Origin of the sequence: Nocardia sp. CA-151230 (assembly GCF_050942175.1) — a bacterium.
Taxonomy (GTDB): Bacteria; Actinomycetota; Actinomycetes; order Mycobacteriales; family Mycobacteriaceae; genus Nocardia.
Genome location: NZ_CP192061.1, coordinates 2,093,233 through 2,116,547 on the forward strand (window position 1 = coordinate 2,093,233; position 23,315 = coordinate 2,116,547).

Consider the following 23,315-nt stretch of genomic DNA (forward strand, 5'->3'; position numbering starts at 1 on the left):
CGGAGGCCGCTCGAACTGTCCATGGACACGATCGGCGCTGCCTTCCGGGTCATAGCTCCGTACTCTCAACGCTAGCGAACCGCGGCTAGCTTGCGGCCTCGAATTCTGCGAACCTGACAGCCAGGCGGTCGGAACTGGGTTTGTCCTTGCCTCTCGCTGGCGTAAACAGCTGTCGGCCGTTCATTTCTTGTAGGCCATGACGGAGCATCGGACCGTCGATCTCGTCCATGAGAGATTGGTTGATACGTATCTGGTAACCAGGTGTAATCCCGAGGAAGTTCTCGTCATATGCCGCGTGGTGGATCTTGCACAGACTCAATCCGTTGTCGACGGTCGGGGTGCCGTTCGGCTTGCCGTCGGCGATGATGTGGGCGGCATCGAGGAGCTTGGCGTGCTTGAGATGGCAGACGGCGCAGCGGCATTCGTAGGCGCGGAGGACTCGGCCTCGGAACTCGGGTTGGTGCAGTCGCTGTTTGGTCACCCGTTCGACGTATTCGCGTTCCAGGGGCTGGAGTTCGAGAGGGTTCTCGACCAAGCGGAGGCTGTCATGAAGGGCGATCAGAAACTGTCGGTTCTCCTGGTCGTCGGCGACGACGTATACACGCGGCACGGGGACGAAGACGCCGTCGGCGATCTTCCGGAGTAGTAGGAGCGGTAGGTCGAGGTCTAGAGCAGCCCGGAGTTTCTTGTTGTCGCCGTTCACGCTGCCCTCGCGGTAGGCGTAGGCGAAGAGTGAGTCTTGTAGTTCTTCGTCGGCATACTTGCCCTTGGGATCGGACAGGATCGACAAAGTGGCCAGCATGTCCTTTGGGTTGCGGATGCCGCGGTTGCGGTCGATGAGGCGGTGAGTCGCACCGTTCAGAGTGAAGTCCCACAGTTGTTCGCGGGTAACGACTCCGGTGTCACCGACCAACTCCTCCAGGTGTAGGAAGATCTCCTCGCGGAGGATGGCCTCGGCATCCCTGTCCATGGAGAAAGTCTGTCATGGACTGAACCCGAAGAGATGATCTTCAACGGATGCGTTTCAGTGCGCCGTGTCTGCTGTGCTGGCTGAGATCCTGGCCAGGGCTTGCGTGCCGTGGTGAAGGATCGTGGCGAGAGTCGCTGCGTCCAGGCAGATCTCGAACTCTCGGTGGGTGTCGCCGAGGATGAGGGTGACGCGGTGGTCTTGGGGGTTGAGGACGAAACGGACTGGGCAGTCGGCGGTGGTGATTACCCAGGCTCCGATGGTGAGTTGGTCGAACATGGTGGGCTCCTTGGTGTTGGGATGGGTTATGTAGAAAGTGCATCACTCGAGTGGGTGGGTGGTTACCCTGAACTGGGTAAACCAGTGACTTCTTGTCGAAAGCCCTGGACCGCTGGCAGTTTGGGCGTCCGCGTCACCCAGTACGGGTGCATGTTTATGAGGAAGCACGGCATGTCGGAGACTGGCTCGACCTTGCCCAGGCGGCAGCTCGGGCGGTTTTTGCGGGAGGCGCGGAGCGCGCTGGGGATGTCGCAGGATCGGGTGGCGAAGGCTGCGGATGTCAGTACCTCGGTGTTGCAGCGACTGGAGAGCGGGATACCTACCAGGCTGAAAGTTCGTGATCTGCAAGCAATTTGCGAAGTTCTGGAGATAGCCGGCGACACCGCAGAGGCCATGGTCGGGTTGCTTCGTCAGGCGGCGGAGACCAGTTGGTGGCATGAGTACGGCAGCGTGATACCGGCCAACTTCGACGTGTATGTCGGACTCGAGACCGCGGCTCGGAAGTTGACGACCTACCAGCCGGCGCTTGTTCCTGGGCTGCTGCAGATCCCCGAGTACGCTCGCGCGCTCATTCGAGCTGTGAAGCCCGATGAGACGGCTGTGGAGCATGAGCGTCGAGTCGAGCTACGGATGCGGCGGCAGGCGACGGTATCTCGGAGGTATCAGCCCTTATCGCTCGACGTCGTTCTCCACGAGGCAGCGCTGCGGTGCAACGTGGGCGGTCCGGTGGTGATGGCTGCTCAATTGAGGCGTCTCGCCGAGATTGGCAAGTTGCCGAGCGTTTCGGTCCGAGTGCTGTCGTTCAAGGCAGGAGCGCCGGTCGGTGATCCCGTGGGGCAGTTCGCGATTCTCGAGTTCGAAGAAGATGGCGGAGGCGAACGCGTATGGCCTCCCGTGGTGTATCTGGAGACCTTCATCGGGTGTATGTACCTGGAGAAGGACGGCGATGTGCGGCGGTACTATCGGGTTCTCGATAGCCTGCAACAGGCAGCGCTGGACGAGGCGGCCAGTCGTAACCTGCTGCGGCAGGTGGCAAAGGAGTTTTCAGCGTGACTGACGACCTTTCCGGGGCCGAATGGATCAAGAGCAGCTATAGCGGCGACAAGGCTGACTGTGTCGAGACAGCACATCTGCGAGACGGTTCGGTCGGGGTTCGTGATTCGAAGAACGCCAGCGGTCCCGCGCTGATCTTCACACCGGGGCAGTGGGACGCGTTTGTTGCAGGTGTCGTGCGCGGAAAGCTGACTTTGAAGCAGGCTTAGGTCGACTTCCACGATTTGGCGCGCCGGGCGCGTTAGCGTGGGCTATGGCTGCTGATCAGGATCCGCCCGTTATCCCTGGTGTTCGTCGGAGCTTTGTCGAGGCTCGGGGGGTTCGATTCCATGTGACGGAGGCGGGGGAGGGGGTGCCTGTGCTGGCGTTGCATGGGTGGCCGCAGCATCACTACACGTATCGGGATCTGCTGGCCGATCCGCCGGAGGGCTTGCGGATCATTGCGCCGGATCTGCCGGGGTATGGGTGGTCGGGGGCGGCGCCGCATCGGTGGGCCAAGGATGATGTTGCCTCTGATCTCCTTGCGCTGATGGACGCGATGGGCCTCGACAAGGACGTGCTGTTGGTAGGGCATGACTGGGGTGGGTTTGTCGGGTATCGGATGGTGCTTCGGGAGCCTGAGAGGTTCAGGGGATTTCTGGTGCTGAACATGGCGCATCCTTGGGCGCCGAAACGGGATGTGGCTCGGCAGGCTTGGCGGTTGTTGGCTTATCAGCCGTTGATGGCGAGTGTGGGGGTGCCGTTGCAGCGGCGGACTCGGTTCCTGGAGTGGCTGTTCGGGGCTGCCACCTCGGAGGGGCATGCGATGGATGCGGGCACCATCAAGGTCTTCGCGGACAGGTACCGGGATCCGGTGGTGGCTCGGACTGCTACTGACACCTATCGGACGTTCCTGCTGAAGGAGGTGCCGGCGTCGGTGCGGAATCCGGAGACTCGGCGGGCCACTGTGCCGGTTCGGGCGCTGTTCGGGAAGGACGACTCGGCGGTGCACTACTCGCTCGCCGCGGCGGAGACGGCTCGGGCGGATGACTACACGCTGGAGTTGGTCGAGGGGTGTGGGCATTTCATCGTTGATGAGCGGCCTGAATTGGTGCGGGCGCGGTTGATCGGGTTGGCGGGGGAGACCGGGTAGGTGCGGGGACTGGCATGAGCTCGCACAAGTGGGTGGAATTCGATCGGAATGATGGTGTGTGGTGGGGAAAGTGCGGGGTTATGCCGGATCAGTGTCTGCGTCGTTTGATCACGGCTGCCGCCTCGTTCGCACAGCTGTCGACGGATTGATACACATCCGCGGCCGCGTACCTCAGCACCAGCCATCCTCCGAGCAGCAGTTCGTTCTGGCGACGGCGGTCTCTGCGGAATGCGCTCGACTCGCTGTGGAACTCGCGACCGTCGATCTCGATGACGGTATGCGAGCGTTCGTCGACGAAGTCGCAGCGGTAGGGGCCGATCGGGTGGTTGCAGAGTAGGCGGATGCCTCGGCGGTTCATGGCTCGCGCGAACAGGCGTTCCGGTTCCGAAGCCGCGTGGATCGCGGCTTCGCGCAGTTGTTTACGGATGGTCGCGGAACCGCGGAGGTGGGATTCGCACAGGTCGAGCAAGGCCTGTCCGGCCACCCGGCGTCCCACCTACAGGTCGATCAGCGCATCGGCCTCCGGCTCGGGAAGGACAGAGGCGCAGTCGAACACGGTCAAGGCCGCGGTTGTGAGTGGGAGGTCGTAGCGTTCGTCGATCCAGTCGGGGCGGAGTTGCCGGCGGTAGAGCCGCAGCCATGCGGGGGTGGTGCGGTCGGCGCCTCTCGGGATGGTCGCCTCGACGCTGGCCGGCTCATCAGGGAGGAATCCGTGCAGCCAGGCCGCGGTTCGGTGGCTGAGGACCGCGCGGGGCTGCCACCTGACCACGGCATGGCATCGGTCGAGAGTCGTTGGAGTGCCGAGGGAATACACGCCCGGGAGCAGTCGCGTGTAGACGCCGCGTCGGGATCGGTCGTTGATCGTGCTGGCGGGGACGCCTTCCGCGAGGAGTTCAGCGTGCGAACGAATCATCCAGTAAGGATGCCGAGTAGCCGGGACCGCGCCGTGTGGTCGAGCTGGGGATATGCCGAGTCTGTGGATGCCTGCCAGGCTGTGGAGAATCAGCACGTCCCTGCGGCGGTGGTCGGGAACGCTGCGGCAGGCGACCGCGAGAACACAGTGGAGTGGGTGGAAGGGGCTGTGTTGGTTCGGGAGCGGTGATCGCGCCGGATCGGGGAGACCCGCCGAGGTTTCAACCGCGCAAACTCTTTGGGCGGGCCCGCTGACGCCGCGGGTTGCTGGGGGTGAAGAAAACGAGGGTGACCTGGGGATATCGGTGTGTGCGGCAAGCGAGATGCCACAGGTGGCGATAGGGTGGCGGGCGCGGGTCGGCCCCAATGGCTAGAAATTGGTCAAGTGACCGACTAGTCTGCGGGAAACCTGAAATGGAACAGGTTCACTCTTTGGCGGGTGCGGGCTGGTTCGCATTGTCGCGGGTGTGGAAGTGAGGATGCGATGACTCTGTCCCGGCGGGCTGTGCTGGTGGGTGCTGCGGTGGGCGGCGTGGGGGCCAGTGCGGCTTTTGGTGCGAATATGGTTGGGGCGCAACCTGTTCGGCATCGGGATGCGGGGCAGGGTTATCTTGTCGGCGTTGGGATCGCGGACATCACCGGGGCCCCGGCGGGGCAGGGGATGATGGGGTACTCCGAGGCTGATCAGGTTACGACGGGGCTGCTGTCGCGGTGCTATGCGCGGGCCTACATCGTGGTGGATCAGGCTACGGGGGATCGGGTTGCGTTCGTGAATACGGACAACGCCTGCTTGTTCCAGTCGGTGCATCTGGTGGTGATGCAGCAACTCCAGCAGCGGTTCGGAGATCTGTATACCGAGCGGAACGTCAATCTCAATGCGACGCACAACCACAACTCGTGTGGTGGGACCGCGCGGGAGTATGCGTATTCGCTTGCGGCCATGGGGTTTCAGCAGAACTCGCATGATGCCGAGGTGAACGGGATCGTGAAGGCGATCGTCGCGGCGCACGCGAATCTCGGGCCGGGGTCGATCATGCTCGGGCGGGGGGAGTTGCACGACGCCAGTGTGAATCGATCGCGGGTGGCGTTCGAGGCCAATCCGGACGAGGACAAGGCGGCGTTCCCGGACGCCATCGATCCGCAGGTCACGGTGCTGCGATTCCGGCAGGGCGGCAAGGACGTCGGGGCGATCACCTGGTTCGCCACGCACGGCACCTCGCTGACCGACCGCAACACCCTCATCTCTGCGGACAACAAGGGCTACGCCAGCTACCGCTGGGAGCACGACGAGATGGGGGTGCGGCACCTGGACGGCGCGCCGTCGTTCGTGGCCGCCTTCCCGCAGACCAATGCGGGCGACATGACGCCCAACCTGTGGATCCGGCCCATGCATCCGTCGGGGCCCACCGAGGACAATCGCACCAACTGCGCCATCATCGGCGAGCGCCAATATCAGGCGGGCCGAAAGGCTTTCGACGCCGCGGCGGCCATGGGCAGCACGGGCGTGGACTCGGTGCTGCACTACGTGAACCTGTCCGATGTCGCCATCGACGGCGACTACACGCCGGACGGCAAGCCGGCCCGCACCTCTCCCGCCATGATGGGCGCCGCGGCCATGGCGACCAGCACCGAGGACAACTGGAACTCGCAGCTGTCGTTCCTGCAGGAGGGTGACTCCAACCCGATGGTGGCCGCGCTCGGCGGCATCAATTCGCCGATCGAGCAGTGGATGCGAGATGTGCAGGCGCCCAAGATGATTCTGGCACCGCTCGGGATTCTGCCGCCCCGGCCGTGGTGTCCGCAGATCGTGCCGCTGCAGCTGATGCGGATCGGCGATCTGGTGCTGGCCTCGGGGCCGTCGGAGTACACGGTGGTGTCGGGGCTGCGGATTCGGAGACTGGTGGCGCGGGCGCTGAACGTGCCGATGGAGAACGTGCTGCTGCAGGGTTATGCCAATGGCTACTGCGGATATGTCACCACTCCCGAGGAGTACGTCACTCAGCAGTACGAAGGTGGTGAAACCCTGTACGGACGTTGGACGCTCTCCGCCCACATGCAGGAATTCGACCGGCTGGCAAAGGCTTTGGCGGCGCGCATCGACCTCGGTCGCGGCCCCGCCCCGCTCGACTGGGCCTTCGGATTTCAGCCGAATCTGCTGCCGCCGGTCCCGGCCGACCTGCCGCACGCCGGTCGCGCCTACGGTGATGTCCTCACCCAGCCGGACGCGAACTACGGTGCGGGACAGACTGTCTCGGTGGAGTTCGTCGGAGCCCACCCCAACAACAACTTCCGCCTGGACGGCACCTACTTCGAGGTCCAGCAGGGCTCCGGCGCCGACTGGCAGCGCGTCTACGACGACAACGACTGGTGCACCGAACTGCACTGGGCTCGTCCGGACGGGCAGCCCGCCGCCTCCACCATCACCATCCAGTGGACGGTGCCGGACAGTGCGCCCTCGGGCCGGTATCGAATCCAGTACACCGGCGACAGTCGCGACGGCGCCGGAACGATCAACGAATTCACTGGAACATCAGCGGAATTCGTGATCGGCTGAGGCCATGGTGTTTGTCCGGCCGGCCGACCTGTCCGACGAGAAGTTCCTGTGGGCCATGCTGTTCGAGGCGTCGCACGCCCGTGACCGTGGCCTGACCTCGCCCGAACAGCTGATGGATCAGTCGAACGTGGCGCGCTACGTCCAAGGCTGGGGCGTTGCAGGCGATCTCGGTATGGTCGGCGGGACCGACGGGGTGCTGTTGGGCGCGGCCTGGCTGCGCAGGTTCGCCGCCGAGAACGCCGCCTTCGGCTATGTCGATGACGACACTCCGGAGCTGGCAATCGGTGTCGCGCCCGAGAGCCGTGGCACAGGACTCGGGACGAAGCTGATGACCGCGCTCCTCGATGCGGCCCGTGAGCAGTACGACGCCGTGAGTCTGAGTGTCCGCTTGGAGAATCCGGCCCGGCGGCTCTACGAACGCCTCGGGTTCGTCGACGTTCCGGGATCGGGGCAGACCAATCCGGCCGGAACCACCAGCATCACAATGCTCCTCCGCTTCCGCTGATTCCCCCGCTCCTCACGCGGTGTGCCAGGTGACCACCTGATCGAGCGCGGCGCGAGTTGTCCGGAAACTGTTGGCGGCGTGCTCGGTATCCGGGTACCCGAACGACACCCCGGCGATCACTTGGCGATTCGCCGGCAGGTCGAAGTACTCCCGCAGGAACGGCGAGTAGGTCGCGAGCGCGGCCTGCGGCGCCGTCGCCACTCCGAGGCTCTGCGCCGCCAGCAGGAACGACGTCAGATACAGCCCGCAGTCGACCGCGCCGTAGGTGCCGAGATCCGCCTCGGTGGTCAGGATCGCGACGTGCGGTGCGTCGAAAAGTTCGTAATTGCGGAGCATTTGGCGCATGCTGCCCGTGTGGTCGCCGCGTGCGACGCCGACCGCGGTGTAGAGCGCCCCGCCGCACTCCCGGCGGCGGTCGCGGTAGACACCGTGATAGCCCGCCGGGAACGGGATGTCGGTCGCGATCGGCGCGCCGTCGATGTGATCGACCAGCGCCTTGCGGAATCGGTCGGTGGCGGCTGGATCGTCGGTGATGACCAGCTGCCAGGGCTGGGTATTGCACCAGGACGGTGTGCGCTGGGCCAGGCGCAGGATCGATTCGATATCGGCGCGCGGGACCGGGTCGGGGCGGAAGGCCCGGCAGGTATGGCGGTCGGCCAGCAGTGATTCCAGAGCGGAGTAGCGATCGGGCATGGGTCACCTTTCGTATTTGGTTCCATTTCGAGACCAGTTCAAGGCAGTCTCATATTAGGACCAGATAGGTAGGATTGGAAGATGCGGTACGAGGAACTGGCCGAAGAGCCCTGCTCGATCACGCGGTCGCTGGTCGTCTTCGGCGACCGGTGGACGCTGCTGATCCTCAAGGCGGCCTTCTCCGGGGTACGCCGGTTCAATGGCTTCCAGGCATACCTGGGCATCTCCCGGGGACGGCTGCAGGATCGGCTGGACCGCCTGGTGGAACACGGGATCCTGGAGAAGCAGCCGACGGAGACCGGAACCTACGAGGAATACCGGCTCACCACCAAGGGGCACGACGTGTACCCGATCCTCATGGCATTCCGCGACTGGGGCGACACGCACATGGCTCCCGCCGGTCCGCCGGTGTACTACCGGCATGGCGACTGCTCGGGGGAGGCCCACGTGCATCTCGAATGTGATTCGTGCGGAAAGGAACTCACCGCGCGCGATGTCGCTCCCGAAGCCGGACCGGGAATGACGGCCTGACCCGGTTCGGCGGTCGGCCGCCGAATCCGATTGCGGCGATCAGGATTTCGCGAGGTCGAAGGCGAGCCGCCCCGGCGCGAGGTAATCGTCGCGGTCCAGCAGCATCCGCACCTCCGGCCGCTCGCCCTCGGGGATGCGGGCCAGCTCCTCGTGCAGCGGCGTCCGGAACGCCTCGCCCCGGGCGGTGATCAACGGCAGCCAGTTGTCGTGATGGTTGGGCACGAACACCTTCGGCCGCAGCGCCTCGATATAGCTGCGCGGGTCACGCAGGCCGTTGGTGAACTGGTTGTAGCCCTGCACCGCGCCGATATGCACGTCCGAGGCGGGCAGCGTGCGCAGCACATCCAGGACATGCGGTGCCTTGTCCAGCAGCGGGCCGGAGGAATCGTGCCAGGTGAGCACGAAATCGCCCAGCCTGAACTGATACAGCAGCACGCCACCTTCCGGCGCGAGCAGATTGCGCGCCAGATGGCCGGCATCGGCCAGTCCCGGTGGGTAGGTGCGGATATCGCACAGACAGGGCTTGGGCCGCACCGGCTCGGACGCATCCGGCCCTTCGTGCCGCGGAGTCCGCGCCGAATGCAGGTGGCGCACCGCGGTCACCGAAAGCCCCGGCGCGAGCTCGAAGTCGTAGCGGTCGCCCGGCGCCGACCTGCTGGAACCCAGTTCCTGGCAGGCCAATTCGGCCCCGCCGACCTGCTTGCGCGCCGTCGCGCAATGCTCGGCGGTCCCGTGCACCACCGCCCCGCTCGACCGCGCGATGGCCCCCGCATCGGCCGCGTGATCGAAATGCCCGTGCCCGATGAAGATCGCCGCCGGATCCAGCGCCGCGACCTCCGCCGGCCCGGTCGGCACATATCCGGAGGTCGCCCCGCGCGGTACCCACGCGTCCAGCAGAAACACCACGCCGCCCATGGCCACCGCGAAACTGGCGCACCCGAACCAGGACACCAGCACCTGATCCTCCCGCACCGACCCGCTGACCGGATCCACCGCCTCGATGCCGAAGAACCGCTGACGTGCGGCAATGGTCTTACTATTCGGCACCCGGAACCCCTTTGTCTCGCGTCGCGGCGGCATCGCCCGCCCGCATTCTGCCCGGATCCGCCCGCACTGTCACCCGCCGGCGAGCGATGCCCGGCCCGCCGGCCACACGTGACCGGTCACGCTGCCGACTGTCGGCCCGGCCTCGCGGTGGCCCGATCGCAGAGCCAGGACACGCCACGCTCCAGGGGACCACGGCCGGCAGCGAGCACCCACAGCACCGACATCGCCACGGTGATCGCGAGGAACACCGCCAGCAGGGTATTACCGGGCGTCTCGGTGACATGGTTGTCGAGCAGCCATATCGCCACGATGTGTGCCGAATACACCGTCAGCGGCAAGGCGCCAACGGCGGCGAGCGGGAAAAGTAAGGGGTGGAATCGATCTGCGATCAGCAGGAAGAGTGCGATCACCGTCACCGCGAATCCCAGCGATCCGGCGATCTCGAATGTGCTGCCGGAGTGCGGTTCCGCCGTGCGGAGCTGGGTCCAATCCGACACGGCCGAGCCGCCCATCCGGCTCAGCAACCACGCGCCGCCGTATCCGAGCACCATCAGCGGCACTCCCGCGGTCAGCATCCGCGTCCGGGTCGCGGCGGCCCCCAGATCGCAGCGCCCCAGCGCGAGTCCGGTGAGCGCGAAGGTGATCCAGACCAGGCCCGGATAGGTGCCGGTCACCGCCAGATCGGTGAGCTGCGCCCCCGAACAGTCGTCGGCCGCGCAGCTCGGCGCAATCAGGTGCGAGAGCCACACCGTCAGCGGCGGGGCGGCCACCGCCCACCCGGTGGCCGATATCAGCAGCCGACGTGGTGACCAGCTGAGGAAGGGCAGGCAGCACGCGAACAGCAGTGCATAGGTTTGCAGGATTACCGGGATCCCGGTGTCCAGCATGGTCAGCACGCTGCCGAGCGCGAACAACACCAAGGCCCGCACCAGGATTCGCAGGCGCACGGCCACCAGCTCCGGACCGCTCGGCGGTCGCTGCCGTCCACTGAGCAGCGCGATGGACAGCCCGGCGAGCGTCGCGAACAGAATCGAGGAGCGGCCCGACGCGACTGCCGGCCAGGTCCCCGGGTCGTGCCATGCGGGCGAGCGCAGCACGCCGACGTGCGCGGTGATCATGCCCAGCACCGCGATGCCGCGCGCGGCGTCGATCGCCTGAATTCGGGAACCGGGCGCGCGCGGGATCGCCGGCGCCGCGGTAGGTGCGGTCGTCATGGTCGTATGGTGCCGACGCGATCATGAGGACATCGTGAGGCTGTGCGAGAAGGCGCCCCGCGGCGGGATACCAAACGGCGCTTGCACACTCGCGGAGGTAACCGAGACCTTGCCGTTGCCGTGGGCTATCGGTTGGTGAATCCTGGAATCACACCGTGACTAAGCGGTCGGTAAATGTTCAGCCTGCTGTTAATCAATCGGCGTTGCATCGAATTCAGAGGTAGCTGAACGAAGGCTGCCGATAGGGCAATGGGGGCCTTGACATGTATCCGGAAGTGCGTGTGGGTGCGCATGATCGCGACGACCACAAGTACACGATGCGCATCAGCCGGCTGGCGATCGACAAACTCGGTATCCGGCTCTACGACAGGGTCTCGGCGGTTCTGGCCGAACTCATCGCCAATTCCTACGATGCCGACGCCACCGAGGTCGAGGTCGTGCTGCCGTGGGGTGCGATGCTGGCCGGAACCATCAGGGCCGCAGACGAACCGGCATACGAGATCGTGGTCTCGGACAACGGGCACGGGATGACCGCCGAGGAGATCAACGAGCACTACCTGATGGTCGGGTCCGACCGGCGCGTGCGGACCGGGTCCGATCTGTCCCGGGAGCGACGGCGACCGGTCATGGGGCGCAAGGGAATCGGCAAGCTGGCCGCCTTCGGCATCTGCCGCACCATCGAGGTGATCACGGCCGGCAGCCAGGACGAGGACCGAACACCTCTGGGCTGGATCGTCTCCCACATCGTGATGGACCTCGACGACATGCTCTCCGACACCGAGAGCGATTACTTCCCCCGCCCGGGCCGCCTGGACGGCACCTTCACCTCCCAACGGGGCACCACCATCATCCTGCGGAATTTCTTTCGCAAGCGCGTGAATTCGGGGACGGAGCTGAACCGGCAGCTGGCGGCCCGTTTCGGCATCGAGCGCACGGACTGGCGCGTGGAGGTGCGCAATGCCATCGGCCCGGAGAGCTTCATTCTCAGCCAGCTGCCGATAGACGTCATGGAGGAGACCCGGATCGACGCCGGCCGGGTGCCGGTGCGATTCGGGCGGCACTTCCTGCCGGTGACGGGCTGGATCGCCTACTCGAAACAGCCGTACCGCGACGAGGCGATGGCCGGGGTCCGCATTTACGCGCGCGGCAAAATCGTCGCGCAGACACGAGATTTCGGTATCTCCTCCGGATTCACCGGCGAATTCAAACTGCGCTCCTATCTGGTCGGCGCCATCCACGTCGACTGGCTCGACGATGACGACGATCTCGTCCGCTCCGACCGCCAGGACATCATGTGGAACTCCCCGCGCGGCGAGGCGCTCGCGCAGTGGGGCCGGGCGCTGATCAAGGAGATCGGCAGGCTCGGCGAGAAATCCATCCGCCGCCGGGTCTGGGAGGAGTTCGTCGAGCGCTCCCGCATCCACGAGACCCTCGACGCCATCGCGCCCGGCGACCGCGTGTTCCGCGACTCCATCCTCGATGCGGCGCGAATCCTGGTGGCGCACAAGGATCGTGCCTCGATGGACGATCCCGCGCACATCGAGAACATGCTGCGGCTGGCGCTGTCGCTGGGCCCGCAGCGCAGCCTGCTCGACACCCTCAAGGAGATCGCCGAGGACGCCGACCCCGCACTGGACGTGGTGGTCGCGCTGTTCGAGCGGGCCCGGGTGGCCGAGATCTACTCGCTGGGCCAGATCGCCAGTGAGCGTGTCGCCGTGGTGAACCGGCTGCGCTCGCTCATCGACGACCGCCGCTCCCTGGAACGACCCTTCCAGGAGCTCATCGAATCCGCCCCCTGGCTGCTCGCCCCCGAGTGGACCCCGCTGGGCATGAACGAATCCCTCAAACGCGTGCGCGCCAGCTTCGAACGCTGGTACGCACAGAAATTCGGCACCCCGCTGGTGACCACGTCCATCGGCAGCGAGAAGCGCGAGCCCGACTTCGTCCTGCTGCACGACTCCGGCGAACTCTGGATCGTCGAGATCAAGCGCATGGACTACCACCTCACCGACGAGGAGTACAACCGCGCCGTCAACTATCTCTACGAGCTCGACCACTTCCTCGACGAGAACCCCCGCATCGGCGCCCAATTCCCGCGCCGACGACTCACTTTCATCGTCGACCACATCGACAGGCTCGGCCCCGCGTCCCTCTCCTCCCTGGTCAGCGACCAGCGAGTGGACCGCCGCACCTGGCGCGAACTCCTCGACGCCACCCTCCGAGCCCACCGCGACTTCCTCGAACGCGTCTACGCCATGCGAGATCCCGAAGCCGACGAGGACACCCCACCCCGAAACATGCGCGCCGGCTGAGGAAACCAAGATCAGGGAGCCCTCCTCGAGGAGATTCGCCCGGATCACCTCCAGCAGAGGTCCCTGATCTCCAGCGACCCCGGGGTGGGGCCACCCGCGCCGCATCGTCAGCGCCGGGCCGGAGGGGCACGGCCCGCGTGACGCGGCAATGCGTGACGCGGGGGCGCGGTGCCCGGGCCGAAGAAGGGCCGGCCCGGGCACCTGCGGCGAGTCCTGGTTGGGAAGTGGCTGCGGTGGTGTGCGGATTCGAGGTGAAACGGGATGCGCGGGAACGTTGTTGGCCAGGGGGCTCGGCGCAGAGAGAAGCGGCGGGTGAGTGATACATGGGGGCAGGGAAATTCGATGGGGGAGGTAGGGCCGTGCGGGCTGGTCGTGGCTGCGGCGGGCGTGGCGGCCGACCGTGTGGGCCGCAGGCGTGACACCATGGACGCGGCACGCGCGGGGGCGTGGGAGTCCGGTCGGATCGAGAAGGTTTGGTAATGGTGCACGGCACGGTGAAGTGGTTCGACAGCGAAAAGGGGTTCGGGTTCCTGAGCCCGGACGGTGGCGGGCCGGACGTGTTCGTGGAGTACACCGCGGTGGAGGGCGAGGGCTTCCGGTCGCTCGTGGAGGGGCAGCGGGTCGAGTTCGAGGTGCGGCGCACCAAGCCGGGGCCCGAGGCGCTGGTCGTGCGGGTCATCGCGGGAGCCGACTACTGAGACGCGGCCTCACGCCGAACACGTATCGCGGCGGCCGTCCCGAGGTGATCGGGGCGGCCGCCGCTGTGTGATGCTCGGGATTCCTTCAGCCGTGCAGCCGACGCCGGAAGAATTCCGCGGACAGAGCCTGTGCATGTTTCCGGTGGGCCGGGTCGTCCCCGGCGAATTCCGCGGCGGCTCGCTCGAACTCGGCGGAGATGAACGTCGTGATCGGTTCGGGCACGCTACCGGTGCCCATTTCCCGGGTGCGGGATTTCAATTCCGTCAGTTCTTTCACCGCTGTAGTGAAATCGTCGGGTAGATCGCATTCGTCGAGCAGGGTCGGCAAATGCATCGGCGCCACCGCTCTATCCGGATATTCGTGCAGCCAGCGCAATGCCATGGCCGGACGAAGCGAATAGAACACCTTTTTCAACGAACGATTCGTGTCGAAGAGACGCCATTGCCTGCGGCCGAGATGCAGGTAGTGCCGGGCCACCCGGTTGCGGTCGGCGACTTCGTCGGCCAGTGCGCGCAATTCGTCCCGGAATTGCGTATCACCGCGGTAGGCGATCGGCGACATCAGCCATTCGATGAGGACCGCGTTCCCGTTCACCAGCAGCCGCAGCGCCTTCACGAGATCCCAGCCGTTGACATCGAGTAAGCCCACCAAAGGGGTCTCGATGACGTCGCGACCGGGCCAGGGGGTGAGGTAGTCGTCCAGCGGCCGGAGGTAGACGAAGCGGCAGTCGTAGTCCGAGTCGGGCGACGGGAAGCCCCAGGCGCGGCTGCCACTCTCGATGGCGAGCAGCACGTCGACGCGGTGTTCGCGCACGATTCGGTCCAGTTCGCCGTCGATCGTGGCGACCACCGCCGGGTCCATGGAAGCGGGGATCGAGCGCAGGGTCATGGCGGTCGACGTTAGCGCTCCGGGATCCCGCTGGTCCACGCGTTTTCCGTGCGCCGATGCCCCCGGAAATAGGGGCGTGATATCCACGTTATATGGCGGGAATTCGACACTCATATGAATGGGGCCACAGAATACGGATTGCGTGACGCCGGTCACACAACGTAAATCCCCCGTAACGGGCCGTGAAACCGCCCCGATAGGCTCCACGTCAGAAAGTTCGTACGGAATTCAGAAGAGGTATTTTCATGATCCCCGTTATCATCGACACCGGTTCCGCTGCTCTCAATGGCCTGCTCGACACCGGTTCGGCCGCGCTGCACGGCATCCTTTCCACCCTGTGGACCGGCTCCTTCGGCCGCTAGGAACTGCTGACGTCGATTACTCGACTTTCGAAAGCCCGGCCTTGGACTCCGTAGCTCCGAAGCCGGGCTTTCGGCTATCCGTGAAGGGTGTCTCGACGCCCTGAATTGTGCCTCCAGAGCGCGCGAGTCCGTCGAAGTCAGCCGAAAGTCGAGGTCGCACTTTCGCTGAGACGCCTTCCCGGCAATGCCCTACCTTCGGCTATGCCGTGGCCGACATCACGATCGCCGCCGCGGACCGGGCCGCCGACACTCCGGCCTGCTGGGACGCCGACCTACCGGCCGCCGGGGGAACCCGCAGGCGAGAACCGACGCACCGGAAAGATCCACGCGAGAAGCGGTATCGGGGCTGCCACTGTGAATATCGAAGCGCTGCAGTCACTGGCGCAGATCTGGACCGCGGCCGACGGCGCGGTGGCGGATCCGATGCTGACGGCCGAAGTTGCCGCCCGAGTCGTGCTCCCGGAGGCCGGTTCCGGGCTCTCCGACACGCACTTCGGGTAAACCTGCAGTTCACAGCTTTGATGGCAGTTGCCTACCAGGCGGTAAAACCCCCCGGATCCCAGCCGATTAAGCTGACGCCCGTAAATCCCGGAACCCTTCCTCAGGAGTACCCCACCGTGAGCCAAGCAGGCCGTCCTGTTGTTCTGATCGCCGACAAGCTCGCCCAGTCGACCGTCGACGCGCTCGGCGACGGTGTCGAGGTGCGCTGGGTCGATGGCCCCAACCGCCCCGAGCTGCTCGCGGCCGTGCCGGAAGCCGATGCGCTGCTGGTCCGTTCGGCCACCACCGTCGATGCCGAGGTGCTCGAGGCCGGCAAGAACCTCAAGATCGTCGCCCGCGCCGGCGTCGGCCTCGACAATGTCGACGTGCCCGCGGCCACCGAGCGCGGCGTCATGGTCGTCAACGCGCCGACCTCCAACATCCACACCGCCGCCGAGCACGCCGTCACCCTGCTGCTCTCGGCCGCCCGCCAGATCCCGGCCGCCGACGCCACCCTGCGCGAGCACACCTGGCAGCGCAGCAAGTTCAACGGTGTCGAGATCTTCGGCAAGACCGTCGGCGTCATCGGCCTGGGCCGCATCGGCCAGCTGTTCGCGCAGCGTCTCGCCGCCTTCGAGACCAAGGTCGTCGCGTACGACCCCTACACCTCCCCGGCCCGCGCCGCCCAGCTGGGCATCGAGCTGCTGACCCTGGACGAGGTGCTCGAGCGCGCCGACTTCATCTCCATTCACCTGCCCAAGACTCCTGAGACCAAGGGCATGCTGAACAAGGAGACGCTCGCCAAGACCAAGAAGGGCGTCATCATCGTGAACGCCGCCCGCGGTGGTCTGATCGACGAGCAGGCCCTGGCCGACGCCATCACCTCCGGCCACGTGCGCGCCGCCGGTATCGACGTCTTCGAGACCGAGCCGTCCACCGACAGCCCGCTGTTCAATCTGCCGCAGGTCGTGGTGACCCCGCACCTGGGCGCCTCCACCGCCGAGGCCCAGGACCGCGCCGGCACCGATGTCGCCAAGTCCGTGCAGCTCGCCCTCGCCGGCGAGTTCGTGCCCGGCGCGGTGAACGTCACCGGTGGCGCGGTCAACGAGATCGTCGCCCCGTGGCTGGACATCGTCCGCAAGCAGGGCGCGCTGCTGGGCGCCCTTGCCGACGAGCTGCCGGTCTCCATCGAGGTCCAGGTGCGCGGCGAGCTGTCCTCGGAAGACGTTGCGGTGTTCGAGCTCTCGGCTCTGCGCGGCGTGTTCTCGGCCCTCATCGAGGACTCGGTGACCTTCGTCAACGCCCCGTCGCTGGCCAAGGAGCGCGGCCTCGAGGCCTCGGTCACCACCCACAGCGAGAGCCCGACCCACCGCAGCCTGGTCGACCTGCGCGCCGTGTTCGGCGACGGCCGCACCCTGAACGTGGCCGGCACCCTGACCGAGCCCGCCCAGGTCGAGAAGATCGTCAACATCAACGGCCGCAACTACGACATGCGCGCCGAGGGCCTGAACCTGGCCGTCCTCGCCTACGAGGACAAGCCCGGTCAGCTCGGCCGCCTGGCCACCAAGCTCGGCGACGCGGGCATCGACATCCTCGCCGCCCAGCTCACCCAGGACCTCGACCAGGAGGGCGCCACCGTCGTCCTCCGCGTCAACAAGGAGGTCCCGGCCGACGTTCAGACCGCGATCGCCGAGGCCGTCGGCGCGGCCAAGGTCGCCCTGGTCAGCCTGGACTGAGATAGCTCTCGCGCAACGCGACAAGGGCCCCTGCCACGGACAGTGGAAGGGGCCCGATGCGTTCGAGGGGAAGTATTCAGCGACCGGTCCGACGATCCCGGGCTTCGACCGCGTCCCGTGCCTCGGCCAGGTCGGCGGTCGGGTCCAGGTCCCGGTACAGCTTGATGGCCTGGATCTTCTTGCCGCGCTGCAGGAGATCGTCGATCGCGCTGTAGTCGACGATGCTGCCCGGATCGTCGATACCCAGGTGCTCGATGATGAGATCGATCTTGCGTTCCAAGCGATGAAGTTTGCGCTCGAGTCGGAGATTGTCGAACATCCACCGAACACTACCGACGCCGCCATGATTGACGAATGCGAGGAAAGACGCCGCCGACGGAGCCGTTGTCCGCGCGGGAACGGCGGAATCTGGTGATCGGGAGCATCGCCGTGGTCGCGCTGCTTGTGATCGGGGTGGTGGCGTGGGCGGTGTTCGATCATCGGCCGGATTACTCTCGCTCCGAGAATGGTTGTGTCGCAGTGCTTTCCGCCGGGACAATGGGTGGTCAGCAGCAGCGGGCGTGTGGCACGCAGGCGCAGGAGTGGTGCCGGACGGTGGCGGGGCAGCAGGACGATCTCTCCCTGCGCGTGCAGCAGGAGTGCCGCCGCGCGGGAATCGGGCCCTAGCCCGCGTGCCGCCGTAGCCTGCCGGCGTGACCCGGTGCGAGCGGCCGGTGATCCCACTGGTTGGGAGCGATTCGCCCTGGTGAAAGGGGTTGCGGGCGTACCCGCTATGGTGGCCGGTGACTCTCCTGCCAGCGCGGAGAGGATCACCCGCGCCTTATCGAACGGAGCATGGATTTCATGAAACTGGCTGTCATTCCGGGCGACGGTATCGGTCCCGAGGTCATCGCCGAAGCCCTCAAGGTGCTCGACGTGGTGGTGCCCGGTGTCGAGAAGACCGAATACGACCTGGGAGCCAAGCGGTTCCATGCCACTGGAGAGATCCTTCCGGACAATGTCATCCCGGAGCTCAAGCAGCACGACGCCATCCTGCTGGGCGCCATCGGCGACCCGTCGGTGCAGAGCGGCCTGCTCGAGCGCGGCCTGCTGCTGCGCACCCGGTTCGAGCTGGACCACCACGTGAACCTGCGCCCGTCCAAGCTGTACCCGGGCGTCACCAGTCCGCTTGCGGCCAACCCGGACATCGACTTCGTGGTCGTGCGCGAGGGCACCGAGGGCCCCTACACCGGCACCGGCGGCGCGATCCGCGTCAACACCCCGCACGAGGTGGCCACCGAGGTCTCCACCAACACCCGCTTCGGCGTCGAGCGCGTGGTCCGTTACGCCTTCGAGACCGCCCGCAAGCGCCGCAAGCACCTGACCCTGGTGCACAAGAACAATGTGCTGGCCTTCGCCGGTTCGCTGTGGTCGCGCACGGTCGCCGAGGTCGGCGCGGAGTACCCGGACATCGAAACCGCCTACCAGCACATCGATGCCGCCACCATCCACATGGTCACCGACCCGGGCCGCTTCGACGTGATCGTCACCGACAACCTGTTCGGCGACATCATCACCGACCTGGCCGCCGCCGTCTCCGGCGGCATCGGCCTGGCCGCCTCCGGCAATATCGACGCCTCGGGCACCAACCCGTCCATGTTCGAGCCGGTGCACGGTTCGGCCCCGGACATCGCGGGCCAGTCCAAGGCCGACCCGACCGCCGCGATCCTCTCGGTGTCCCTGCTGTTGAACCACCTCGGCAAGGCCGAGGAGGCCGCCCGCATCGAGGCCGCCGTCGCCAAGGATCTGGCGTCGCGCTCGGGTGCCGCCTCGACCGTCGAGGTCGGCGACCGGATCGCCGCCTCGCTCTAGCGTTCCACGGTCGAGCCCCCGTTCCCGCGACCGCGGGAACGGGGGCTTTTCCTTGTTCATGGCCGGATATCGAGCCCGGCAAGGTGATTCGCTGGTCCGTACCACCCGGCGAATCGTCGAAAGCCGACTACTTCACACTGTTCGCCCGTTCCCTCTCCGTCGCCGAAATGCAATCCTGAGAGGGGTTTGGTTGAAACCTCCTGGGCCAGTGAGGCATATCGCACATTTTTATTCGGATGCGAAAACTTAACGGGCACAGCTCTTCCTGATTTGCCGGCGATCAGCCGGTCACCGGGAACCCCTGGGCACCAACGGGACTGCCGCCAGCGCCACCACCGCCGCCAGCAGGTAGGTGATCGGAAAACCGGCCGCGGTGATCAATGCGCCGAAGGCCGGGGCGATCACGGCCGCCGCCAGATTCTGGCCCGTGTTCTGGATACCCAGCCCGCGACCCGACCAATAAGGACCGGCGATCTCGGCCACCGCCGTGAAGGCCAGGCCGTTGTCGGCCACCGTGATGACCGAGGCCGCGACCAGAATCGGGACGGCCGCCCACCACTGGTGCGTCCAGGCCGCTACGGCCAAGGCGGACATGGAGATTACGGCCGCGATCGCCACCGTGCGCAGCGGCCGCAACCGGCTGCCCACCCGGTCCGACCAGATCCCCGCGCCGATTCGCCCTCCCGCGCCCAGGATTTGGGTGGCCGTGACCAGCGCGCCCGCCGCCGGCAGCGACATGCCGACATCCCGGTGCAGCCACAGCAGGCCGAAGGTCCAGATGGTGGCCTGCGGAATCACCAAAAGAATCGACACCCCGTGAATGCGCCACAGCGTGGAGTCGCCGCGGTACGGGTTGGCGGGACGCCCTGCGCCCCCGGCGGATTCGGGCCGCGGCGGATCCACAATCCCGAACAGGCAGCCGACCGCCGCCGCGCCCGCCATCACCGCGGGCACCAGCACCGCCGCCGAGAACCCGTGTGCCGCAGCGACGGCCGGAATGGTCAGCGCGCCGACCGCCACGCCCAGCGGCTGCGCCGTCTGCCGGATCCCCATGGCCAGCCCGCGCTGATCCGGCGGGAACCAGCCCACGATGACGCGGCCGCTGGCTCCATTGGTACTGCCCGCCCCGGCCCCGGCCAGGAACAACAAGGCCCCCAGCGCACTGTAGTTGGAGACGGCCGCCGCGGCCGCGCCCGCCACGAACATCAGCGCGGGACCGGCCACCAGCGCCTTGCGCTCGCCCACATGATCGACGATCCAGCCCCACGCGATCAGCGTGCAGACCAGCCCCACCATGGGCATCGCTACCAGCAGACCGGCCGTGGCCAGCGACAATCCGCGCTGGGTCAGCGCCGGCAGCAAGAAGGCGGTGCCGTGCACCAGGACCGCGCTCGAGCTCTGCGCGAAGACGCCGAGGGCCAGCATGGTCCACCGCCGAGTCGTCCTCATCTCTGTCACGGTGGCCATGACCTCACCTCATTTCTCACTATGTGGAATAGATATCTTACTCTGTGAACATCGAGCCTTACGGTACACCTGATGCGCAAGACGATTTCCGGGGCGAGCTGTCTGTTTGCTCACACGTGCGAGGTGATCTTGTGAGCTCACCGGCCGGACCCGAGTTCGCTTGCGTATAAGGGCTTTCCACATTCGGATCGGGGTGATGCGGGCCGGGATGCCACCGGCTCCCGCGGCCCCGGCGGACACCCCGCCCGCCGCCGGCCCGCGCTCCCGTCCCGCGCCGCGGTCGGGCGCGTTCGGGCAGGTCGAGGCCGGTCGATAGGATGCCAACCATGCGCCTAGGTCGAGTTGCCAGCCCAGATGGAGTCGCTTTCGTCAGCATCGAAGGGGACGGTTCCGACGCCGTCGTCCGGGAGATCGCCGAACACCCGTTCGGTACCCCGACCTTCACCGGTCGCAGCTGGCCGCTGGCCGACGTGCGCCTGCTGGCCCCGATCCTCGCCAGCAAGGTGATCTGCATCGGCAAGAACTACGCCGCGCACGCCGAGGAAATGGGCGGCCCGGCCCCGGCCGACCCGGTCATCTTCATGAAGCCGAGCACCTCGATCCAGAGCCCCAACGCCCCGATCATCCTGCCGCCCAGCTCTTCTCAGGTCGACTACGAGGGCGAACTGGCGATCGTCATCGGCCGCCCCTGCAAGGACGTGCCCGCCGCCCGCGCCAACGAGGTGATCCTGGGCTACACCGTCGCCAATGACGTCACCGCCCGCGACCAGCAGCGTCACGACGGCCAGTGGACCCGCGCCAAGGGCTACGACACCTTCTGCCCGCTCGGCCCGTGGATCGAGACCGCGCTGGACCCTTCGGATCTGGAGATCGTCACCGAGGTCGACGGCCAGGTGAAGCAGCGCAGCCGCACTTCACTTCTGCTGCACGATATTCCGAAGCTGATCGAGTGGGTCACCGCCGTAATGACCTTGCTCCCGGGCGATGTCATCCTCACCGGCACCCCGGAGGGCGTCGGCCCGCTGCAGGCCGGCCAGACCGTGTCGGTGACCGTCTCCGGCATCGGCACCCTGTCCAATCCCGTTGCCGCCAAACGCTGAACGAAAGAGAGCCATGACTGACGTCCGGGTTCGTTTCTGCCCGTCACCCACCGGCACACCGCATGTGGGTCTGGTCCGTACCGCCCTGTTCAACTGGGCCTACGCGCGCCACCACGGCGGCACCTTCGTCTTCCGCATCGAAGACACCGACGCCGCACGCGATTCCGAGGAGTCTTACAACGCCATCCTCGACGCCCTGCGCTGGCTCGGCCTCACCTGGGACGAGGGCCCCGAGGTCGGCGGCCCGTACGGCCCGTACCGGCAGTCGCAGCGGCGTGACATTCATCTCGATGTGGTGCAGCGCCTGCTGGCGGCGGGGGAGGCCTACGAATCCTTCTCCGCCCCTGAGGAAGTCGAGGCCCGGCACAAGGCCGCCGGTCGCGATCCCAAGCTCGGCTACGACAACTTCGACCGTGACCTGACCGCCGAGCAGATCGCCGCCTACAAGGCCGAGGGCCGCCCGGCGGTGGTCCGCCTGCGCATGCCCGACCAGGACCTCACCTGGAACGACCTGGTGCGCGGCGAGACCACCTTCCGTGCGGGCGTGGTCCCCGATTTCGCGCTCACCCGCGGTAATGGCGATCCGCTCTATACGCTGGTCAACCCGGTCGACGACGCCATGATGAAGATCACCCACGTTTTGCGCGGCGAGGATCTGCTGTCCTCCACACCGCGGCAGCTCGCGCTCTACGAGTCGCTGAAACGAATCGGCGTCGCGGAGTTCACCCCGGAGTTCGGTCACCTGCCCTTCGTGATGGGCCAGGGCAACAAGAAGTTGTCCAAGCGTGATCCGGAGTCGAATCTCTTCCATCACCGCGACCGCGGGTTCATTCCCGAAGGTTTGCTGAATTATCTGGCACTGCTCGGCTGGAGCATCGCCGATGATCATGACGTGTTCTCCATGGCAGAGATGGTGGAAGCCTTCGATATCTCGAAGGTGAATTCGAATCCGGCTCGATTCGACCAGAAGAAGGCCGATGCGCTGAACGCCGAACATATTCGGAAGCTGACGCCCGGTGATTTTGCTCACCGGCTGCGCGAGTTCCTTACCGGACACGGCCATATCGGCGCCGAGATCGACGAGAAGCTGTTCGAAACCGCAGCCGATCTGGTGCAGACCCGGATCAAGGTGCTCGGCGAGGCCTGGGATCTGCTGAAGTTCCTCTTCATCAAGCCCGAAGAGTTCGCCATCGACCCTGCCGCGGAGAAAAAGAATCTGGGCCCCGAGGCCGCTCCGGTGCTGCAGGCGGCGGTGAAAGCCCTCGAAGGCGTTTCGGAATGGAGCGTCGCGCCCCTGGAAGAGGCGCTCAAAGCCGCGCTCATCGACGAGCTGGGCCTCAAGCCGAACAAGGCTTTCGCGCCCGTGCGTGTCGCGGTGACCGGATCCCACATCAGCCCGCCGCTGTTCGAGTCGCTGGAACTGCTGGGCCGCGAGCTCACCATGAACCGCATGCGGTCCGCGCTCGCCGGGATCGCCTGAGATCGGTTCCGGGAAGGCCCCGAGTAATCCGAAAAGATGCACAAACCGGCCTC

24 protein-coding genes are annotated in these 23,315 nt (G+C 66.2%); 14 read left to right on the top strand and 10 right to left on the bottom strand.

Translation table 11 applies throughout. From position 1 onward, the window contains the following. Window positions 1-85: 85 nt before the first annotated feature. Window positions 86-970, bottom strand: a complete 885-nt coding sequence (locus ACQP1O_RS09375) for an HNH endonuclease (RefSeq protein WP_433565439.1) — start codon at window positions 968-970, stop codon at window positions 86-88. Window positions 971-1,024: 54 nt separating this feature from the next. Further along, complete coding sequence (locus tag ACQP1O_RS09380; RefSeq protein WP_433565440.1) at window positions 1,025-1,246, bottom strand: hypothetical protein; 222 nt, start codon at window positions 1,244-1,246, stop codon at window positions 1,025-1,027. Window positions 1,247-1,417: 171 nt separating this feature from the next. Here ACQP1O_RS09380 and ACQP1O_RS09385 point away from each other — a divergent pair, with 171 nt between their 5' ends. From ACQP1O_RS09385 to ACQP1O_RS09395, 3 genes are read left to right on the top strand one after another with little or no spacing between them, the layout of a single operon-like run. Then, window positions 1,418-2,299: a helix-turn-helix domain-containing protein gene (locus ACQP1O_RS09385; RefSeq protein WP_433565441.1), complete on the top strand. Its 882-nt coding sequence runs from the start codon at window positions 1,418-1,420 to the stop codon at window positions 2,297-2,299. After that, window positions 2,296-2,508, top strand: coding sequence for a DUF397 domain-containing protein (locus ACQP1O_RS09390; RefSeq protein ID WP_433565442.1), 213 nt, complete (start codon window positions 2,296-2,298; stop codon window positions 2,506-2,508). The genes ACQP1O_RS09385 and ACQP1O_RS09390 overlap by 4 nt, the downstream gene beginning before the upstream one ends. A 44-nt stretch (window positions 2,509-2,552) precedes the next feature. Further along, complete coding sequence (locus ACQP1O_RS09395) at window positions 2,553-3,431, top strand: alpha/beta fold hydrolase (protein ID WP_433565443.1); 879 nt, start codon at window positions 2,553-2,555, stop codon at window positions 3,429-3,431. Between the two features lie 88 nt (window positions 3,432-3,519). Here the strand turns inward: ACQP1O_RS09395 and ACQP1O_RS09400 are convergent, their stop codons facing one another. After that, on the bottom strand, window positions 3,520-3,915 hold the full coding sequence (locus ACQP1O_RS09400) for an endonuclease domain-containing protein (protein ID WP_433565444.1): 396 nt from the start codon (window positions 3,913-3,915) through the stop codon (window positions 3,520-3,522). A 12-nt stretch (window positions 3,916-3,927) separates the two neighbouring features. Next, entirely contained in the window at window positions 3,928-4,344 is a 417-nt protein-coding gene (locus tag ACQP1O_RS09405; RefSeq protein WP_433565445.1) for a hypothetical protein, read from the bottom strand. Window positions 4,345-4,827: 483 nt separating this feature from the next. On the opposite strand from ACQP1O_RS09405, the gene ACQP1O_RS09410 reads away from it, so the two are divergent. Both ACQP1O_RS09410 and ACQP1O_RS09415 read left to right on the top strand, forming a co-directional pair. After that, window positions 4,828-6,897: a neutral/alkaline ceramidase gene (locus ACQP1O_RS09410; protein ID WP_433565446.1), complete on the top strand. Its 2,070-nt coding sequence runs from the start codon at window positions 4,828-4,830 to the stop codon at window positions 6,895-6,897. A 4-nt stretch (window positions 6,898-6,901) separates the two neighbouring features. Beyond that, the gene (locus ACQP1O_RS09415) at window positions 6,902-7,402 is read left to right on the top strand and encodes an N-acetyltransferase family protein (RefSeq protein WP_433565447.1); all 501 of its coding nucleotides are present in this window, start codon (window positions 6,902-6,904) and stop codon (window positions 7,400-7,402) included. Window positions 7,403-7,414: 12 nt separating this feature from the next. On the opposite strand, the gene ACQP1O_RS09420 is transcribed toward ACQP1O_RS09415, so the two are convergent. After that, complete coding sequence (locus ACQP1O_RS09420; RefSeq protein WP_433565448.1) at window positions 7,415-8,095, bottom strand: nitroreductase; 681 nt, start codon at window positions 8,093-8,095, stop codon at window positions 7,415-7,417. A gap of 81 nt (window positions 8,096-8,176) precedes the next feature. Between ACQP1O_RS09420 and ACQP1O_RS09425 the strand changes: the two genes are divergently transcribed. Further along, entirely contained in the window at window positions 8,177-8,626 is a 450-nt protein-coding gene (locus ACQP1O_RS09425) for a winged helix-turn-helix transcriptional regulator (RefSeq protein ID WP_433565449.1), read from the top strand. A gap of 39 nt (window positions 8,627-8,665) precedes the next feature. On the opposite strand, the gene ACQP1O_RS09430 is transcribed toward ACQP1O_RS09425, so the two are convergent. Continuing rightward, on the bottom strand, window positions 8,666-9,673 hold the full coding sequence (locus ACQP1O_RS09430; protein WP_433565450.1) for an MBL fold metallo-hydrolase: 1,008 nt from the start codon (window positions 9,671-9,673) through the stop codon (window positions 8,666-8,668). A gap of 116 nt (window positions 9,674-9,789) precedes the next feature. Further along, window positions 9,790-10,887 (bottom strand): heparan-alpha-glucosaminide N-acetyltransferase domain-containing protein, encoded by a 1,098-nt coding sequence (locus ACQP1O_RS09435; protein WP_433565451.1) that lies wholly within the window; start codon window positions 10,885-10,887, stop codon window positions 9,790-9,792. 281 nt (window positions 10,888-11,168) lie between these two features. Here ACQP1O_RS09435 and ACQP1O_RS09440 point away from each other — a divergent pair, with 281 nt between their 5' ends. Both ACQP1O_RS09440 and ACQP1O_RS09445 read left to right on the top strand, forming a co-directional pair. Then, window positions 11,169-13,199: an ATP-binding protein gene (locus ACQP1O_RS09440; RefSeq protein ID WP_433565452.1), complete on the top strand. Its 2,031-nt coding sequence runs from the start codon at window positions 11,169-11,171 to the stop codon at window positions 13,197-13,199. 479 nt (window positions 13,200-13,678) lie between these two features. Continuing rightward, the gene (locus tag ACQP1O_RS09445; protein ID WP_433565453.1) at window positions 13,679-13,897 is read left to right on the top strand and encodes a cold-shock protein; all 219 of its coding nucleotides are present in this window, start codon (window positions 13,679-13,681) and stop codon (window positions 13,895-13,897) included. An 85-nt stretch (window positions 13,898-13,982) separates the two neighbouring features. Here ACQP1O_RS09445 and ACQP1O_RS09450 read toward each other — a convergent pair whose 3' ends face one another. Next, window positions 13,983-14,786 (bottom strand): nucleotidyltransferase domain-containing protein, encoded by an 804-nt coding sequence (locus ACQP1O_RS09450; protein ID WP_433565454.1) that lies wholly within the window; start codon window positions 14,784-14,786, stop codon window positions 13,983-13,985. Window positions 14,787-15,502: 716 nt separating this feature from the next. Here ACQP1O_RS09450 and ACQP1O_RS09455 point away from each other — a divergent pair. Together ACQP1O_RS09455 and serA are read left to right on the top strand one after the other, a co-directional pair. Beyond that, window positions 15,503-15,649 carry a hypothetical protein gene (locus ACQP1O_RS09455; RefSeq protein ID WP_433565455.1) on the top strand — a complete coding sequence of 49 codons (147 nt, stop codon included), beginning with the start codon at window positions 15,503-15,505 and terminating at the stop codon, window positions 15,647-15,649. 116 nt (window positions 15,650-15,765) lie between these two features. Further along, the gene (serA, locus tag ACQP1O_RS09460) at window positions 15,766-17,364 is read left to right on the top strand and encodes a phosphoglycerate dehydrogenase (protein WP_433565456.1); all 1,599 of its coding nucleotides are present in this window, start codon (window positions 15,766-15,768) and stop codon (window positions 17,362-17,364) included. 76 nt (window positions 17,365-17,440) lie between these two features. On the opposite strand, the gene ACQP1O_RS09465 is transcribed toward serA, so the two are convergent. Continuing rightward, window positions 17,441-17,683, bottom strand: coding sequence for a hypothetical protein (locus ACQP1O_RS09465; protein WP_433565457.1), 243 nt, complete (start codon window positions 17,681-17,683; stop codon window positions 17,441-17,443). 35 nt (window positions 17,684-17,718) lie between these two features. Here ACQP1O_RS09465 and ACQP1O_RS09470 point away from each other — a divergent pair, with 35 nt between their 5' ends. Beyond that, window positions 17,719-18,030: a hypothetical protein gene (locus tag ACQP1O_RS09470; RefSeq protein WP_433565458.1), complete on the top strand. Its 312-nt coding sequence runs from the start codon at window positions 17,719-17,721 to the stop codon at window positions 18,028-18,030. Window positions 18,031-18,207: 177 nt separating this feature from the next. Then, window positions 18,208-19,215, top strand: coding sequence for a 3-isopropylmalate dehydrogenase (locus ACQP1O_RS09475; protein ID WP_379463545.1), 1,008 nt, complete (start codon window positions 18,208-18,210; stop codon window positions 19,213-19,215). A gap of 288 nt (window positions 19,216-19,503) precedes the next feature. On the opposite strand, the gene ACQP1O_RS09480 is transcribed toward ACQP1O_RS09475, so the two are convergent. After that, a complete protein-coding gene (locus tag ACQP1O_RS09480) occupies window positions 19,504-20,682 on the bottom strand; it encodes an MFS transporter (protein ID WP_433565459.1) in 1,179 nt (392 codons plus the stop codon). Window positions 20,683-21,008: 326 nt separating this feature from the next. Here ACQP1O_RS09480 and ACQP1O_RS09485 point away from each other — a divergent pair, with 326 nt between their 5' ends. After that, entirely contained in the window at window positions 21,009-21,782 is a 774-nt protein-coding gene (locus ACQP1O_RS09485) for a fumarylacetoacetate hydrolase family protein (RefSeq protein ID WP_354837894.1), read from the top strand. A 13-nt stretch (window positions 21,783-21,795) separates the two neighbouring features. Continuing rightward, complete coding sequence (gene gltX, locus ACQP1O_RS09490) at window positions 21,796-23,262, top strand: glutamate--tRNA ligase (protein ID WP_433565460.1); 1,467 nt, start codon at window positions 21,796-21,798, stop codon at window positions 23,260-23,262. Window positions 23,263-23,315 lie beyond the last annotated feature (53 nt).